The 16301-nt window shown below is 72.1% G+C and carries 14 protein-coding genes; 9 read left to right on the top strand and 5 right to left on the bottom strand.

Going from position 1 to position 16301, the window contains the following annotated elements; translation table 11 throughout:
- Positions 1-12 precede the first annotated feature (12 nt).
- The 4 genes from AD017_RS07960 to AD017_RS07945 are packed head-to-tail and all read left to right on the top strand — an operon-like array spanning position 13 to position 4147.
- A complete protein-coding gene (locus AD017_RS07960) occupies positions 13-1212 on the top strand; it encodes an aromatic ring-hydroxylating dioxygenase subunit alpha (RefSeq protein ID WP_060573792.1) in 1200 nt (399 codons plus the stop codon).
- Positions 1209-2192 carry a GNAT family N-acetyltransferase gene (locus AD017_RS07955; RefSeq protein ID WP_060573791.1) on the top strand — a complete coding sequence of 328 codons (984 nt, stop codon included), beginning with the start codon at positions 1209-1211 and terminating at the stop codon, positions 2190-2192. Before AD017_RS07960 ends, AD017_RS07955 begins: the two co-directional genes overlap by 4 nt.
- A gap of 19 nt (positions 2193-2211) precedes the next feature.
- Positions 2212-2955, top strand: coding sequence for a Zn-ribbon domain-containing OB-fold protein (locus tag AD017_RS07950; protein ID WP_060573790.1), 744 nt, complete (start codon positions 2212-2214; stop codon positions 2953-2955).
- Positions 2956-2968: 13 nt separating this feature from the next.
- The gene (locus tag AD017_RS07945) at positions 2969-4147 is read left to right on the top strand and encodes a transporter (protein WP_060573789.1); all 1179 of its coding nucleotides are present in this window, start codon (positions 2969-2971) and stop codon (positions 4145-4147) included.
- 24 nt (positions 4148-4171) lie between these two features.
- Here AD017_RS07945 and AD017_RS07940 read toward each other — a convergent pair whose 3' ends face one another.
- The 5 genes from AD017_RS07940 to AD017_RS07920 all read right to left on the bottom strand — a co-directional run bounded on the left by AD017_RS07940 (position 4172) and on the right by AD017_RS07920 (position 10743).
- A complete protein-coding gene (locus AD017_RS07940) occupies positions 4172-4822 on the bottom strand; it encodes a TetR family transcriptional regulator (protein WP_075299816.1) in 651 nt (216 codons plus the stop codon).
- Positions 4823-4931: 109 nt separating this feature from the next.
- Complete coding sequence (locus tag AD017_RS07935; protein ID WP_082399119.1) at positions 4932-7202, bottom strand: molybdopterin-dependent oxidoreductase; 2271 nt, start codon at positions 7200-7202, stop codon at positions 4932-4934.
- An 18-nt stretch (positions 7203-7220) separates the two neighbouring features.
- Complete coding sequence (locus AD017_RS07930; protein WP_060573788.1) at positions 7221-8282, bottom strand: alpha/beta hydrolase; 1062 nt, start codon at positions 8280-8282, stop codon at positions 7221-7223.
- Entirely contained in the window at positions 8279-9688 is a 1410-nt protein-coding gene (locus AD017_RS07925) for a wax ester/triacylglycerol synthase domain-containing protein (RefSeq protein WP_060573787.1), read from the bottom strand. The genes AD017_RS07930 and AD017_RS07925 overlap by 4 nt, the downstream gene beginning before the upstream one ends.
- Before the next feature lie 14 nt (positions 9689-9702).
- Positions 9703-10743 (bottom strand): ABC transporter ATP-binding protein, encoded by a 1041-nt coding sequence (locus tag AD017_RS07920; protein WP_082399118.1) that lies wholly within the window; start codon positions 10741-10743, stop codon positions 9703-9705.
- Positions 10744-11047: 304 nt separating this feature from the next.
- On the opposite strand from AD017_RS07920, the gene AD017_RS07915 reads away from it, so the two are divergent.
- From AD017_RS07915 to AD017_RS07895, 5 genes are read left to right on the top strand one after another with little or no spacing between them, the layout of a single operon-like run.
- A complete protein-coding gene (locus AD017_RS07915) occupies positions 11048-11818 on the top strand; it encodes an ABC transporter permease (RefSeq protein ID WP_060573786.1) in 771 nt (256 codons plus the stop codon).
- A gap of 11 nt (positions 11819-11829) precedes the next feature.
- Complete coding sequence (locus AD017_RS07910) at positions 11830-12660, top strand: ABC transporter permease (RefSeq protein ID WP_060573785.1); 831 nt, start codon at positions 11830-11832, stop codon at positions 12658-12660.
- 4 nt (positions 12661-12664) lie between these two features.
- The gene (locus AD017_RS07905) at positions 12665-14068 is read left to right on the top strand and encodes an MCE family protein (RefSeq protein ID WP_060573784.1); all 1404 of its coding nucleotides are present in this window, start codon (positions 12665-12667) and stop codon (positions 14066-14068) included.
- A complete protein-coding gene (locus AD017_RS07900) occupies positions 14065-15234 on the top strand; it encodes an MCE family protein (RefSeq protein WP_060573783.1) in 1170 nt (389 codons plus the stop codon). Before AD017_RS07905 ends, AD017_RS07900 begins: the two co-directional genes overlap by 4 nt.
- Positions 15231-16301, top strand: coding sequence for an MCE family protein (locus AD017_RS07895; protein WP_060573782.1), 1071 nt, complete (start codon positions 15231-15233; stop codon positions 16299-16301). Before AD017_RS07900 ends, AD017_RS07895 begins: the two co-directional genes overlap by 4 nt.

The raw sequence follows: 16301 nt of genomic DNA, 5'->3' as shown, positions 1-16301 counted from the left end.
CAGGAGGCGGCAGTGTCCACTGACCAGACCGCGGCGAGTGCCCAGCAGACGGACGAGCTCGCCGCCCGCAACGACCGGATCCGGCGCGCTCTCGACCACATCCGCAACGACAGCACGGATGAGTACGACGGCATCGCCTCGTTCACGGCCGAGGAGTTCACCGACCCGGAGATCGCCCGCCGGGAGCGGGACGCGGTGTTCGGCCGGGTCCCCTCGATCGTGTGCCACGGCAGCGAGATCCCGAAGCCGAACGACTTCATGACGCTGCAGATGCCGCGCAACAACGTGATCATCGTGCGGCAGAAGGACCACTCGGTGAAGGCGTTCGTCAACCTCTGCCGGCACCGCGGTGCGCTGCTGGAGGAGCAGGAGAAGGGCCGCTGCCGGCTGTTCTCCTGCGGCTACCACCGGTGGTCCTACGACACCGACGGCTCGCTGCGCGCGATCACCCGCGACAACACCTTCGGCGAGATCGACCGGTCGCAGTACGGGCTGATCGAGCTGCCCGCCGAGGAGCGCCACGGCTTCGTCTGGATGGTCGACGACGCGGACGCCGAGATCGACGTCGCGTCGTGGCTGGGTGCCGAGATGGACGGCATCCTCGCCGGCTACGACATGGACGAGCTCGTCTCGGCACAGGCCGAGGGCTTCGACGAGCCGGTCAACTGGAAGATCATGCAGGACGCGTTCCTGGACGGCTACCACATCCAGTACGCGCACCCGAACACCGCGGCCAAGCACATCCACACCAACGTGATGGCGGCCGAGGACTTCGGGCGGCACGCGCGGTTCATCGCGCCGCGCAAGACGATCGACAAGTACCTCGAGGAGCCCCCGGCCCCGGACGAGGACCTGTCGCCCTACGTCACCGAGACGCACTTCCTGCTGCCGAACAGCACCCTGCTGCGCCAGCCCGACCACTTCGAGCTGCTCACCTTCCGCCCGCACCCGACCGACCCCGGCCGCTGCCGGATGGAGATGCGGCTGGTCGTGCCGAAGGTCGAGGACTCGGGCATGGACTCCGAGCGCTGGACCAAGATCTGGGAGAAGAACTGGAAGATCCTCCTCGCGGTGCTGCACCAGGAGGACTTCCCGCTGCTGCGCAGCTCCCAGCAGGGCATGGGCAGCGCCAACGCCGGCGGCATGCTGCTCGGCCGCAACGAGGTCATCAACCAGATCTTCCACCGCGAGCTCCGGAAGCTGGTCTCGTGATCGATTTCGAGTGGTACCGGCCCGGCGGGCCCGGCTTCGAGCCGGACGTCGAGGCGGAGCTGCGGGAGATGCTGGCCGAGGCGTCGGAGACCGACGCCGAGGCCGGCTTCCCCCGGCTCTCGCTCGACGACCCGATCGAGCCGGGGACGTCGCACCTGCTGGTGTGGCTCCTCCCGGACGAGCGCTCCGGGCGGAACGTCCCGCTGGTGCCGAGCCTCGCCGGGTTCCTCCGGGTCGAGCCGCTGCGGGACGAGGACGCGGGGACCGCCGAGGTCTCCTACCTCGTCCGGCCGGACTACCGGTCCCGCGGCATCACCACGCTGCTGATCGAGAAGATCGGCCTGGAGCTCGGCACCCCCGACGGCTGGCAGGGCACCGGCGTGTCCGGCCTGCGGGTCTGGGCCCGGGCGAACCACCCGGCCGCGCTGCGCATGTCGCTGCGGTTCCGCCGCTACGGGATCCGCACCGTGCTGCGCGAGTGGCAGATGCTCGCACCGGTGCGGATCGGCCGGGACGTCGACCCGGGCGCCGAGCCCGGGCGTCCCGCGGTCCGGCAGGCCGCCGGCGCGGCGGAGCGCGAGGCGGCCGCGGCGCTGTGGACGGCGAGCGGGCGCAGGCACGAGCCCCCGGCGGACACGGTCCTGCTCGTCAGCGGATCCGCGGAGCGGCCCGACGGCGCCGTCTGGGTCGACCCCGAGTCCGGCGAGCCGACGGAGTACGGCACGGCCGGACGCCTCGTCGCCGTCGTCACCCGGGACCCGGACCGGGACCGCGAGGAGGACCCGCTCGTGCGGTCCCTGCTGGTGGCCGGGCTGGAGTACCTGCGTGACGCGGGGCTCCGGGTCGGCGCCACCACGATCGACTCGGAGGACCGGCCGCTCGTGCACGAGGCCCGGACCCTCGGTTTCGTCCACGACCAGACCGACGTCCAGTACACCGTGCACAACCGGACCACCGAACCGTTGCCGGCCGTCCGGTGATGGCCGGAATGGAGCAGAGATGACCGAGGTGCGGTTCCCCGACGTCCCCGCGGACCTGGCCGACGTGGTCGTGCGCCACGGCCGGGCCGTGGCGGCGGGCGAGAACGAGACCGTCCTGGCGGACTTCCGTCCCGACCGGGTCGGCCAGCTCCTGGCGTCCGCCCGGCCGCCGGACCGCATGAACGCCTCCGAGGTCGTGGCGATCGAGCCCGGCCCCGGCCCGCTCTACAGCGCGTACATCCGGTACAGCGGCGCGGGCGGCGACGAGGCCGTGTTCCGGTCGCGGTGGATCGACATCGACGGCACGTGGCTGGTCACCCAGGTCCGCAACGTGCCGGACACCCCGCCCCGGACGCCGTTCGCGGAGCCGACCGACGACGGGTCCGACACCCCGCACTGGGAGGGCCTGCGCCGGGGGGAGCTGCGGATCCAGCACTGCCCCCGGTGCGACGAGTGGATCTGGTCGCCCCAGCCGATCTGCCCGTCGTGCCACCACGACGAGCTGGAGTGGCCGTCGGTGGACCCGGCCGGGACCGTCTACGCGTGGACCCGCACCTGGCAGCCGTTCCACCCCTCGGTCTCCGGGCACCTGCCCTACGTGGTCGTGACCGTGGAGCTGCCCGCGGCGGGGAACCGTCGCGTGGTCGGCGTGCTGCTCGACGGCGACGGCGCCGACGTCCGGATCGGGCAGCAGGTGAAGGCGGAGTTCGACGACGCCGCGGACGCGGCGGACTACCCGCTGCTCCGCTGGCGCCTGTCCTGAGGAACGGAGTGACATGACCACACCCGACCGGTCCTTCCGGGGGGCCACCGCGGTGGTGGGGGCGGCCAACACCCCCTTCCTGAAGCGCGGGACCGCGACGTCGTCGTCGCTGCAGCTGACGCTGCGGGCGATCCTCGACGCGGCCGCCGACGCGGGCCTCGACGCCCACGACATCGACGGCTTCGTCTCCTACGCGAACGACGACAACGAGGGCCTGGCCGTCGGTGCGGCGCTCGGCGTGAAGGAGGTCCGCTGGTCCAGCATGGTCTGGGGTGGCGGTGGCGGCGGGGTGGCCGCTGCGGTGAACGCCGCGGCCGCGGCCGTCGTCGCGGGACAGGCCGAGACGGTCTGCGTCTACCGCGGCATCTCCGAGGCCGACGCGGGCCGGCAGAGCTACAGCAAGGGCCACATCGGGCCCCTCTACGGTGCGCACGGGGTCTTCGCGCCCGCCCAGATCTGCGCCCTGCGGACCCAGCGGATGATCGAGGTCGACGGCGTCCCCCGTGAGGCGCTCGGCGCGCTGGTGGCCGCCGCGTACCACCACGCGCAGAACAACCCGGAGGCCGTGGCGTACGGGAAGCCGCTCGACCCCGAGGTGTACGACGACGCCCGGATCATCTCCGAGCCGCTGCGCCTCTACGACTGCTCCCGCGAGAACGACGCCGCCGGTGCCGTCATCGTCACCAGCGCCGCGCGGGCCCGCGCGCTCCGGCAGGAGCCGGCCTACGTGCTCTCCGGGGTGCAGGGTGCTGGCCCGTCCTGGACCGAGTCGGTCGAGAACGAGAGCCCGTACAGCAGCGCGGGCTTCCACCCGGCGCTGGTCTCCCGGCTGTGGGAGGGCGCGGGGATCAAGCCGGGCGAGGTCGACGTCACCCAGGTCTACGAGAACTTCTCCGGGCCCGCCGTCGCGTCGCTGATCGACGTCGGGCTGGTCCCGCCGGGTGCCGAGGCCGGCCGGGTGATGCGGTTCGAGAACCTGATCGCCCCGGACGGCGGCCTGCCGCTCAACACCGCCGGCGGCAACATCGCGGAGGGGTTCGTGCACGGCTTCGGCCTGATCGTCGAGGCCGTCCGCCAGATCCGCGGGACCTCGCCCAACCCGGTTCCCGGTGCGGCCGTCTCGCTGCTGCTCGGTGGCCCGATGGCCCCGCTGGTCAGCGCCACCGTGTTCGGGGCCGGGTCGACGCTCTAGGTCCCGCTGCCCGTCCGGGGTCCCTCAGGAGGCCTCGGACGGCCGGAGGTCGGCGACGGTCCGGCCGGCCAGACCGTCCGGGGGCGGGGCGTCGGCCGGGACGTACGGCGCCGCCCCGCGCAGGAAGCTGCGGACGGTCTCGGCGAAGACCTCCTCGGTGCTCATCCGGTTCTGCGCGACCGCGTTCGCGAGCGTCGGCTCGGACTCCGGGTCGGCGGTGCCGAAGAGCTCGCCCGCCTCGTCCGGGTCCTTCGCGGCCTCGGCGATCGCGGCGCCGAGCGTCAGCTTGTCCAGCCCGTCGAGGAGCAGGACGCACTGGTCGGCCGGGACGCCCACGGCGGTCAGGAAGCGGGCGCTCTGCTCGTAGGTGCGGATCAGCACGTCGCGGGGCATGAACCGGAGCAGCACCGGTGCGGCGTTGCGGTGCTGCAGCACGGCGTGCCGGAAGTTGAGGCTGAGCGCGACGAACCACTCGATCCAGTTCGGGGTCGTCCGGGAGTCGGGCATCCGGGTCTCCACCACGATGGCGCGGGCGACGCCCCGCAGGATCTCGGCCTTGTCCGCGAAGTGGTGGTAGAGCGACGGCGCGCGCACGTTGAGCGCACGGGCCAGCCGGGGCAGGCTGAAGGCCTCCAGACCTTCCGCGTCGATGATCTCCAGCGACGTCGAGATCACCGAGTCGTACCTGATCAGAGGGCTGGCCGGACGTGGCATACGGTCATTATCACCGTCCCCGCGGCGCTCGCGGGGGTGGCTCGCCGCACAGCCGCGCCCCGTGCAGGGGTCAGGAGCCGCGGGGCGCCGGTTCGACGCGGACGGGGACGGCGTTCATCTGGACGGTGCCCGACAGCGGGTCGAGCACCGAGCCGTCGGTGAGGGTGTTGCTGTTGACCCCCGGCTGCCGCGCCGCGACGTGGAGCCGGGCGTGGTCGTCGTCGTGACCCCAGCCGTGCGGCAGTGAGCACACGCCGTCCGGCACCTCGTCGGTGAGCCGCACCGGGACCCGGATCCGCCCGGCGGCCGAGCCGACCGAGACCGTCCCGCCGTCGTCGATGCCGAGCTCGTGGGCGTCGCCGGGGGAGACGTAGAGCATCGCGCGCTCCGGGCCCCGTGCGAGCCGGTCCACGTTGTGCAGCCAGGAGTTCTTCGACCGCAGGTCACGACGCCCGATCAGCAGCAGCGTCCCGGGCTCGGCCACCGGGGCGTCGACGCCGGCGAGCGCGTCGAGCACCTGCGCCGGTGCGAGCTCGATCGTGCCGGAGGGGGTGCGGATCACCTCGTCGAGCCGGGGGCCCAGCGGACCGAGGTCGATCCCGTGCGGAGAGCCGAGCAGCCGGGCCAGCGTGAGCCCGCCCGGTACGCGGCCGAAGTGGTCGCCGTAGGGGCCGGACCGGATGCGCAGGTCGAGCAGCCTGCGCGGTCCCCGCTCCGGGAAGTCGGTGACGATCCCGTCCTCGCCGGTGTCGAGCCCGCGCGCGACCGAGGCCCGCAGCGACGCGGCGATCTCGTCGTCGACGAGCCCGGGGTCGGCGCCGGGGCCGCGGCCTTCGTAGATCGCGCAGAGCCGCAGCAGGATCTCCCACTCCGGGATCATCCCGTCGGGCACCGGCCGGGCGGGCCGGGAGAACCGTGCGAAGTTCCGCTGAGCGAACTGGTAGAGCACCAGGTCGAAGTGGTCGCGGGTGAGCGAGCCCGGCGGCGGGAGGATCACGTCGGCGTACCGGGTGGTCTCGTTGAGATAGGGGTCGACGCAGACGAGCGCGTCGAGGTCGGCGAGGGCCCGCTGCATGCTCGTCGAGTCCGGCATGGACCGGGCGAGGTTGCCGCCGTAGACCACCATCCCGCGGACACGGCCCGGACCGGGGGTCAGGATCTCCTCCGCCAGCGCGGCGACCGGGAGCTCGCCGAGCACCTCGGGGTGCCCGCCGACCCGGGTGCGGTACCGCCCGGTGGTGAAGGGCCGCGGGGGCCTGGTCGCCCGCCGGGTGGTGGGGGAACCGGTGACGGGACGGGTGAACTGCAGCCCGCCCGGACGGTCGAGGTGACCGCACACGACGTTCAGGACCTGCAGCGCCCAGCAGGTCAGGGTGCCGTGCCGGTTGAGCGTGGTGCCGAGCCGCCCGTACACTGCGGCGCGTCCGGTCCCGGCGAGCTCGCGTGCGAGCCGGACGATCGCGTCCGGCGCGATCCCGCAGGCGCGGGCCGCGGCGTCGGGCGTCCAGGGCGCGACCGCGGTGCGGAGCTCCGCGAGTCCGGAGACGCGGCCCTCCGCGGCCCGCAGCCGGACCCGGTCCTCGGTGATCACCACGTGCAGCAGGCCGAGCAGCAGGAACAGGTCGGTGCCCGGCCGCACCCGCAGGTGGTCGTCGGCGACGTCGGCGGTCGCGGTCCGCGCCGGGTCGACGACGACGAGCCGGCCGCCGCGCGCCCGTAGGGCACGCAGCTTGCCGCGGTAGTCCGGCGAGGCTCCGACGCTGCCGTTGGACACCAGCGGGTTGCCGCCGATGATCACGAGCAGGTCGGTGGTGTCGAGATCGGGCACCGGGATGCTGCTGGGCTCGCCGAACAGCAGGGCTGCGGTCACGGTCTGGGGCAGCTGGTCCATGGTGGCCGGCGAGTAGGTCTGGGCGCTCCCCAGTGACCGCGCGAGCCTGCCCGCCAGCAGGGTGAAGGCGACGTTGTGGCCGGTCGGGTTGCCGATGTAGGCGGCGACGGTGTCGCGGTCCGTGGCGAGCAGCGGCCCCAGCAGCCGGTCCACCTCGGCGAACGCCTCGTCCCAGGTCGCGGGGCGCAGCTCCCCGTCGCGCCGCACGAGCGGCCGGGTCAACCGGTCGGGGTCGTCGTCGACCGCGCCGAGCGACGCCCCCTTGGGGCAGAGGTAGCCCGCGCTGTAGACGTCGTGGTCGTCGCCGCGGACCGTGACCACGCGGTCGTCGGCGTCGAGGGTGACCGCCAGCCCGCACATCGCCTCGCAGAGCGGGCACCCGCGCGGGACGGTGCGCGGGACGCCCGGTCCCGGGTCGGGGAGCGGGACGGTCGACGGGCGGGTGGACATGGCCGAATTCTATAGCCGTTAGGTTTTGTCGTCCAGGTCCGCCGGGGCGCGGCGGGACCGTCCGGGCAGCGGCCGTGCGGTGCCGGCGAAGGCCGAGCGCAGGAACGTCCCGATGCGGTCGAGCGAGCGCGAGGCCTCCGGGAGCACCGGCGCGAACGCCTGGAACACGTGCGGCTGGCCGTGCCAGATCTCGAGCACGCAGTGCGCCCCCGCGGCGGCGAGGCGGCGCGCGAGCTGCTCGGTCTCCTCCCGCAGCACCTCGGCGGAACCGACGGTCAGCAGGGTGGGCGGCAGGTCCGCGAGGTCCGCCCGCAGGGGCGAGTACCGGTCCGGCGCGTCCCCGGCCAGGATCATCTCGATCATCCACTGGAGGGCGGCCGCCGACCCGGTCGGATCGTCGCCGGGATCGAGCGCGGCCCGCGCGGCGGTGTCGAGGTCGTAGACCCCGGACATCCCGACGACGGCCGCCGGTCGCGGCAGGCCGCGTTCCCGGGCACGCAGGGCGGTCGCGACGGCGAGGTGCCCGCCGGCGGAGTCGCCGGCGATCGCGATGCGCCCCGGCGCGATCCCGCGGGCGAGCAGCCACCGGTAGGCGTCGAGGCAGTCCTCGATCTCCTGGTCCAGCGACACCTCCGGGACCATCCGGTAGGCCACCGCCAGGGCGGCCTGCCCGGACGCCGACGACAGCCGGGAGACCAGCGAGCGGTGCGAGTTCAGGCCACCGAACAGCCAGCCCCCGCCGTGCAGGTAGAGGACGACGGCGTCGGGGTCCCGCACGCCCCGCCCGACCGACCACTCCGCGGGGAGGCCGTTGACCGAGGTGCGGCCGACCCGTGCGCCCCAGGGCACCGGCACGTGGGCGGCCCACTCGTCGAAGCGTGCCAGCCGGTCCCGCAGCGCCTGGGTCAGCGTGTCGCCGGTCAGGGCGCGCAGGGCCCGGGCCATGAGCTGGTCCATGACGGCCGTCAGGACGCGGGACCGGATGCTCGGCCGGTGGTGCTCCGTGACGAGCACGCCCACCGGCTCCGGCCCCTCGGGGTGGGCCGCCGCCCGCGGACGGCCGTGGTGCTCGGCCGTCATCCGCGCAGCGTCGGCGTCGCGGTGCCCGGCGCCAGGTCGAGCACCTCGGTGAACCCGTCCACCAGGCACTGCAGGTACAGGTCGCCGTCGGCGAAGGCCGCGGTGTCGAGGCCGACCCCGATGCAGGCGGTGGAACCGTGGCTGACCAGCGTGATCAGCGAGGCACCCCCGCCGAGCGGGCCGTAGCCGTAGAACCGTTCGACCCGGGCACCCGCGAGGTAGTGGTCCCCCTGCAGCCCCGGCACGTTGCTGGCGTGCAGGTCGTTGCCCTTCGTCATCGGCCCGGCGAGGATCGCGGCGAGCGCGCCGGGCATGCGGCCGAGCAGCGGCGAGAACAGGCCGATCACGTCGACCGCCGGCTCCTCCCGGACCTCGGACACCACGGCCCGGATCCGCTCGACCCGGCGGGCGACGTCGGTCTCGGCCATCGGACCGGCGAACCGGGCGGAGGCGATGCGGTTCCCGCCCTCGGGATCGTCGGACCGGCGCAGCGAGATCGGCATGGCGGTCGGGACGGCCTCCGGGACCGGCGCCCCGGAACGCTCGTGGAAGAGCCGGTACCCGCCGAGCAGCGCGGCCAGGAACGCGTCGTTCACGCTGCCGCCCGCGGCCTTCGCCGCCGCCCTGAGCCGGTCGAACGGGACGTCGACGGCGGCGAGCCGGAGGGTCAGGCCCCGCTCGGCGAGCAGCGCCGAGTTCTCGGCGGCCGGGGGAGCGAGCACTCGGCCCAGGGACGACACGTACCGGGACACCGCCCCGGCCGTCGAGAACGGCGCGGCCAGCGACCGCAGTCCGGCCGAGCCCAGCCTGCCCACCTCACCGGTCACGCGGCCGAGATCGGCACGGGCCTGGGCGACCAGCGCCTCGTAGGGCGACATCGGTGGCGTCTGCAGGTGCGCCGGCCGCGGCCCGCCCGGGACGTCGTCCTGCCGCTCCGGCGCCAGGATGCGCGCCAGGTGCTGCATCACGCCGAGACCGTCGGTGACGGCGTGGTGCATCTTCAGCGCGTACAGGGCGCGGCCGCGGGGGAGCCCCTCGACCAGGAGGGCCTCCCACGGGGACCGCGCCCGGTCGAGCGGGCTCATGTAGAACTGCGACAACCCCTCCATCAGCTCCGGCCAGCCGCCGCGGGCCGGGAGCTGGTGGCGGCGGAGGTGGAACCGGAGGTCCATCGCCGGGTCGGTCGTCCACCGCGGCACCCCGAGCCCCAGTGCCGGCTCCACGACCCGCTGGCCGAGCCGGGGGACGACGGCGACGGCGGCCTCGTGCACCGCGGCCAGCCGTCCGGGGTCCGGGACGGCGTCGAGCTCGAGACAGGCCATGGCCGGTGTCCGCAGTGCGGGATCCGACTCGATCCGCCACATGACGGTCTCGAAGGCGTTCATCTCCTCGCCGGCGGCGTCCATGCGACTCGTCCCCGTCACTGCACGCGGGGGAACTCGGTCGTGGGCTCGTCCCGGAACCCGTGCCGGGCGGCGCCGGCGCCCGCCGGGACCGCCTGGTCGTCCATGTTCGCGCGGATCGCCTCCTGGGCCGCGGGCGACAGCGTGTGCATCATCTCGCGGACCCGTTCCTGGCGGCGCCGGACGGCCGCCCGCTCGGGCATCCCCGGGGAGGCCTGGAGCTGCGGCTTCATCGGGGGCAGCCCGGCCAGCCCGCCGGCCTCGGCCATCTCCCGTTCGGCCTGCGCCGAGTCCTTCTCCTCGGACATCCCGATCGGCCCCTGCCTGCGGCCGTTGAGGAACTGTGCGACGACGGGCTCCTCGGAGGTCAGCAGCTGCTCGCGGGGGCCGAACATGGCGAGGTGCTTGCGGTACAGCAGGCCGATGTTGTCCGGGATCGTCTGCGCGGTGTTGATGTCGTGCGTGACGATCAGGAAGGTGGAGTCGGTCTGTGCGTTGAGGTCGATGATCAGCTGGTTCAGGTACGCCGTGCGCACCGGGTCGAGGCCCGAGTCCGGCTCGTCGAACAGGATGATCTCCGGGTCCAGCACGAGGGCCCGGGCCAGCCCGGCCCGCTTGCGCATGCCGCCGGAGATCTCGCCGGGCAGCTTGCCCTCGTCGCCGCGCAGGCCGACCAGGTCCATCTTCTCGAGCACGATGTCGCTGATCTGCGACTCGTTCTTCTTCGTGTGCTCGCGCAGCGGGAAGGCGATGTTGTCGAACAGGTTCATCGACCCGAACAGCGCGCCGTCCTGGAACAGCACGCCGAACAGCTTCCGGATCTCGTAGAGCTTCGACTCGTTGCACCGGACGAGGTCGGTGTCGTGGATCACGATCGACCCCTGCTCGGGCTTGAGCAGCCCGATGAGGGTCTTCAGGAACACGGACTTGCCGGTACCCGACGGGCCCAGAAGCACCGACACCTCGCCCGGAGGGAGGGTCAGTGACACGTCCGACCAGATGTTCGCCTTGCCGAACGACTTCGACAGGTTCTCGACCTTGACCTCCACGCCCTTCACGGCGCACCTCCTCGTGTCGCTGCGTCGGCGATGACCGCCTCCGATACTGAAACAACGAAACATCTTTCGTCGAGTGTCTCTTACTCGGCTGCTCGTTCGGGTGATGTCTCGGTGGGTCAGTACTCCGATCGGGTTAACAGTGAGACGTTGAACGAAACTTGTCAAAGCGTAGCTCGTTCTGCCTCTGAAGACGGAGCGCCGTCCCCGCGACGCCCGTCCCGAACCCCGTCGTCTCAGAGCAGAGGCCCCCGATGCAGCCCGACGTTGTGACCTGCACCGATGCCACCCCGAGGGGGATGGCGTCATGAACACCCCCCCGGCGGTCGCGCGGACCGTGACACCGCTCGGCACCTTCTTCGCCTTCACCGCGGACACCTTCGTCGCGATGTTCAGGCGCCCGTTCCAGTGGCGCGAGTTCGTGCAGCAGACCTGGTTCGTCGCCAGCGTCTCGCTCGGGCCGGCGATCCTGCTCGGCATCCCCTTCGTCGCACTGGTGACGTTCCAGTTCAACCTCGTGCTCGTCGAGATCGGCGCGATCGATCTCAGCGGCTCGGGGTCGGCGTTCGCCACGGTGACCCAGATCGGACCGGTCGCGACGACGTTCATCATCGCGGGGGCCAGCTCCACCGCCGTCTGTGCCGACATCGGTGCGCGCCGGATCCGCGAGGAGCTCGACGCCATGGAGGTCCTCGGCATCGACGTCGTGCACCGCCTCGTCGTGCCGCGGGTGCTGGCGACGGCGGTCAACGCCTTCCTGCTCAACGGCGTGATGATCCTGATCGGTCTCTCCGGCGGCTACGTCTTCGCCGTCTACCTGCAGGACGCCAGCCCGGGTCAGTACATCGACTCGCTCACGCTGCTCGTCGGCTTCGACGACCTGGTGCACGGCGAGCTCCGCGCCGTCGTGTTCGGCGTCGTCGGCGCCCTCATCGGCTGCTACCGGGGGATGACCTGCAAGGCAGGTCCGCGCGGTGTCGGGAACGCGGTCAACGAGACCGTGGTCTACACGTTCCTCGCGCTCTTCCCGATCAACATCCTGCTGACGCAGATCCCCTACTCGCTCGGACTCGTGTGAGGGACGTGCCCATGCTCTCCTCTGTTCGCAACGCCCTGGGCGCTCCGCTCCGGCTGCTCGACGACCTCGGCAAGCAGGCCGAGTTCTACGGCAAGGGCGTCGTCTGGATCCCCAAAGCCGTCAAGAGCTACAAGACCGAGCAGGTCCGGCTGATCGCCGAGGTCGGTATGAGCACCGGCGCGCTCGCCGTCATCGGTGGCTCGTCGGTGATCACCTTCTTCATCACCCTGTTCGCCGGTGTCACCGGCGGCCTCCAGAGCTACGACGCGCTGGCCAACCTCCAGCTCGAGGCGCTCGGCGGGTTCGCCTCGGCGATCATCAACCCGCGCCTGCTGGTGCCGATCATCGCGGGCGCCGCCCTCGCGGCCACGGTCGGCAGCGGGTTCACCGCCCAGCTCGGCGCGATGCGGGTCTCCGAGGAGATCGACGCGCTCGAGGTGATGGGCGTCCGCTCGCTCCCCTACCTCGTCACCACCCGCCTGGTCGCCGGAATGATCACGATCATCCCGATCTTCTCCATGTCGATGGTCGGCGCCTGGGTCGGCTGGAAGGTCACCCAGGTCGGCTTCTTCGGGCTCTCCGAGGGCACGTTCGACCACTACATGCAGACGTTCATGCAGTGGCAGGACGTCCTCTACTCGTTCGCCCAGGCGATCGGGATCGCGATCGTCGTGATCTCCATCCACACCTACTACGGCTACACCGCCAGCGGTGGCCCGGCCGGCGTCGGGAAGGCGGTGGGGCAGGCCGTCCGCACGTCGCTGATCGCGGTGCTGACCGCCGAGCTCGCCATCTCGATGGCCCTCTACGCCGACTCCGACGCCTTCCGCATCACGGGATGACCTGATGAACGAGACCTTCTTCTCGCGGTTCAAGTACCGCGTCTACGCGTTGATCCTGCTCGGGATCATGCTCGGGTTCCTCGGGCTGTGCACCGCCATGTACCTCAACGCCTTCGCCAAGACCGTCCCCGTGCAGCTGCGCGCGGACCGGTCGGGCCTGCAGATGTACCCGGGCAACCGGGTGCAGCTGAAGGGCGTCGACGTCGGCGAGGTCGGCTCGGTGTCGCTGGCCGACGGCGACCGCGGTGCGGTCGACATCGTCCTCGACATGGACGCCGACCGGATCGGTCAGGTCCCGGCGGACGTGTCCGTCTCCCTCGACCAGCTCACCGCCTTCGGCGCGAAGACGGTGCAGATGACCATGCCCCAGGCGCCGTCGGGCCGGATGCTCGCCGCCGGGGACCGGATCAGCAGTGACGCGGTCACGGTCGAGGTCAACACGCTGTTCGACTCGCTCGACCAGATCCTCGACACCCTCGAGCCGGCCCAGGTGAGCCAGGTGATCGGCAACCTCGCCACCGCGCTCGACGGCCGCGGCGAGGAGATCGGCGAGACGGCGACGCAGCTGAACGCCTACCTCAAGCGGTTCAACGCGAACCTGCCACAGCTGCAGACCGACTTCCGCAAGGGCGCGGACCTCACCAACCTCTACGGCGACGTGGCCGGTGACCTGGCGTCCACCCTGGACAACGCCACGGTGACCAGCCGGACGGTCGTCGAGCAGCAGGCCGACATCGAGAGCTTCCTGTTCCAGCTGTCCCGGGTCTCGAAGACCGGCGAGTCGTTCTTCCTGCAGAACCGCGAGGGGATCCGCGACGTCGCACAGACGGCGTTGCCCACGACCGACCTGCTGCGCGAGTACTCCCCGATGTTCTCGTGCTGGCTCAAGGGCCTGGACAAGTCGCGCCAGCAGCTCGAGCAGCAGCAGGGCAACACCGTCCCCGGCTTCGTCGGGCTCGTCACGCTGCAGCCGGGCGACACCGTCTACAAGAGCCCGCCCGAGGTCGGCGCCGACAACGGCCCGGACTGCCACCAGATGCCCGGGCTCGACGGCAGCGTGGTGCCCGAGTCGCTGATGAAGAACGTCGACAAGGGTGGCGAGCCCAACCCGGACGGCGACAACACCGTCCGGATCGGCGAGCCGCCGCTGGTCACACAGCTCTTCGGCCCGTTCGCCGGTGCCGGTGAGGGGCTCGGCCTCCCGGGCGCCCAGGTCCAGCCGGTCCCGGGCGGCGAGAACGCGCCGGCGCCGGGGGCACCGGCCGGGCCGGGCGCTCCGCCCGCTCCGGCACCGGGCGCTCCCGGACCGCTGACCCCGGAGCAGGAAGCGACGCCGCCGACGGCGCCGGACGGTGGGTCCGGCGGTCTCCTCGGCGGGCTGTTCACCGACGAGGAGGGCGGCCGATGAGCGTCTCGAAGGCCCAGAACATCAAGGGCCCCCTGGTCAAGTCGACGATCTTCGTGGTCGTGACGATGCTCGTGCTCGCCGTCGTGAGCATCGAGATGGGCGCGGGCTCCGGGTTCGGCGACCGCAAGAGCTACTCGGGCGTCTTCACCGACACCTCCGGGATCCTCGAGGGCGACTCGGTGCGGATCGCAGGCGTCGAGGTGGGGTCGGTCCAGGACGTCTCGGTCGTCGACAACACCCAGGGGAAGGTCACCTTCACCGTCGACTCGGCGAAGGAGCTCCCCGCCGACACGAATCTCGCCGTCCGGTACCTCAACCTGACCGGTGACCGCTACCTCGAGGTCTCCCGGGGCACCGGCGGCGGCGCGCCGCTGGCGGAGGACGCGGTCATCCCGGTCGCGCAGACCCGCCCGGCCCTCGACCTCGACGTCCTGCTGGCGGGCTTCTCGCCGCTGTTCGAGGGGCTGGCGCCGGACCAGATCAACCAGATGAGCTCCGACATCATCTCGGTCTTCCAGGGGCAGGGCGGCACCATCGAGTCGCTGCTCGCCCGGGTCGGCTCGCTGACCAACACGCTCGCCGACAAGGACGCGGTGATCGGCTCCGTCGTCGACAACCTCAACACCGTGCTCGGCACGCTCGACAAGCGCGCCCCCGAGCTGGAGTCGACGATCGGCCAGCTGCAGGAGCTCACGACCGGGCTGGCGAACGACCGGGAGCGGATCGGCAACTCGCTGGAGGGCGCCAACCGGCTCACCAGCAGCGTCGACGAGCTGCTCGGGAAGGTCCGCGGCCCGCTGAAGGGCACCGTGGACCAGCTCGACCGGGTGTCGAAGCAGGCCAAGGCCGGTGAGGCGGCGATCGACGAGAACCTGGCGCTGCTGCCCGGGGCGTACCTGCGGGTCAGCCGGCTGGGTTCGCGCGGCGCGACCTACAACCTGTTCATCTGCTCGGTGCGGGTGAAGACCACCGGCCCGGCCGGTGACCCGGTCTACTCGCCGTGGGTGGGCCCGGCCGACAACGTCGACCGCTGCAAGTTCGGCAACTCCCCGCTGGAGACGCCCGAGCAGCGCGAGGCGAACCCGATCCCGCAGGAGGACGCCGCGGACCAGGGCCAGGTCCCGAACGAGCTCCTCCGCACCGACGGTACGGAGGGCCCGCGATGAAGCTCCGGTTCCGGGAGAAGAACCCGGTCACGATCGCGATCGCCGGCCTGGCGATCCTGGCGGTGCTGCTGGTCGCCTCGTTCCAGCTGGCCGAGCTGCCGGTCTTCGGCGGCAAGAAGTACGAGGCCCGGTTCACCGAGGCCGGTGGCCTGCAGATGGGCAACACCGTCCGGGTGGCCGGTGCCGAGGTGGGCCAGGTCAAGAACGTCACCCTGGACGGGCCGGACGTGGTCGTCGAGTTCACGGCGAAGGACGTGGAGCTCGGCGACCTGACCTCGGCGACGATCGGCACGCAGACCCTGCTGGGCGAGCGCAACCTGGAGATCCGGCCGGACGGGCGGACCCCGATGGAGGCCGGCGGGGTCATCCCGCTGGAGCGGACCGTCGCGCCGTACAGCATCACCGAGGGCATCGAGGATCTCACCCGGCGCACGGGCGAGATCGACATGAACCAGGTCAGCACGGCGCTCGACACGTTCACCGACGCCTTCCAGAACACCCCGGACGAGCTCGGGCCCGCGTTCGAGGGCATCACCCGGCTGTCCCGCACGATCGCCAGCCGGGACGCCGCCATCGGTGACCTGCTCGAGCGGGCGGAGAGCGTCACGGGCGTCCTCAACCGGCAGACCGCGAAGCTGACGACGCTGCTCACCGACGGCAACAAGCTGCTCGGTGAGCTGGAGGCCCGCCGCGACATCATCGGTGAGCTGCTCGTCACCACCCGGCGGGCCACCGACCAGATCGTCGGCCTGACGGAGGATCAGCGGGGGCGGCTCGCACCGGCGCTGAACGAGCTCAACGGAGTGCTCGAGATCCTCGAGCGCAACGAGGGCAACATCGTCTCCGCCGTCGAGCGCGTCTCGAGCTTCATCACCGGCCTGGGCGAGGGTCTCGCCGGCGGCCCGTTCTTCGCCGGGCACGGCGACCTGGGGAACGCCGGGCCCACGTTGTTCCCGGCCGCGGACTTCCTGCCCAGCCTGGCCGTTCCCACACCGCCCGCCGGGGGCGCACCACCCGTCCCCACTCCGCCCTCGATCGGCGGCCTGATCGGTGCCGGAGGAAACTGA

The organism is Pseudonocardia sp. EC080619-01, from assembly GCF_001420995.1.
Lineage (GTDB): Bacteria > Actinomycetota > Actinomycetes > Mycobacteriales > Pseudonocardiaceae > Pseudonocardia.
The sequence above is the reverse complement of the archived record's forward strand: the minus strand, read 5'-3'. Positions and strand labels throughout refer to the sequence as shown.

Excerpts from the sequence above, each read along its gene's own strand:
- AD017_RS07930 (WP_060573788.1), bottom strand. The coding sequence starts at position 8,282 with ATGACGGCCGAGCACCACGGCCGTCCGCGGGCGGCGGCCCACCCCGAG.
- AD017_RS07900 (WP_060573783.1), top strand. The coding sequence starts at position 14,065 with ATGAGCGTCTCGAAGGCCCAGAACATCAAGGGCCCCCTGGTCAAGTCG.
- AD017_RS07915 (WP_060573786.1), top strand. The coding sequence starts at position 11,048 with ATGAACACCCCCCCGGCGGTCGCGCGGACCGTGACACCGCTCGGCACC.
- AD017_RS07905 (WP_060573784.1), top strand. The coding sequence starts at position 12,665 with ATGAACGAGACCTTCTTCTCGCGGTTCAAGTACCGCGTCTACGCGTTG.
- AD017_RS07935 (WP_082399119.1), bottom strand. The coding sequence starts at position 7,202 with ATGTCCACCCGCCCGTCGACCGTCCCGCTCCCCGACCCGGGACCGGGC.
- AD017_RS07910 (WP_060573785.1), top strand. The coding sequence starts at position 11,830 with ATGCTCTCCTCTGTTCGCAACGCCCTGGGCGCTCCGCTCCGGCTGCTC.
- AD017_RS07925 (WP_060573787.1), bottom strand. The coding sequence starts at position 9,688 with ATGGACGCCGCCGGCGAGGAGATGAACGCCTTCGAGACCGTCATGTGG.
- AD017_RS07895 (WP_060573782.1), top strand. The coding sequence starts at position 15,231 with ATGAAGCTCCGGTTCCGGGAGAAGAACCCGGTCACGATCGCGATCGCC.
- AD017_RS07950 (WP_060573790.1), top strand. The coding sequence starts at position 2,212 with ATGACCGAGGTGCGGTTCCCCGACGTCCCCGCGGACCTGGCCGACGTG.
- AD017_RS07945 (WP_060573789.1), top strand. The coding sequence starts at position 2,969 with ATGACCACACCCGACCGGTCCTTCCGGGGGGCCACCGCGGTGGTGGGG.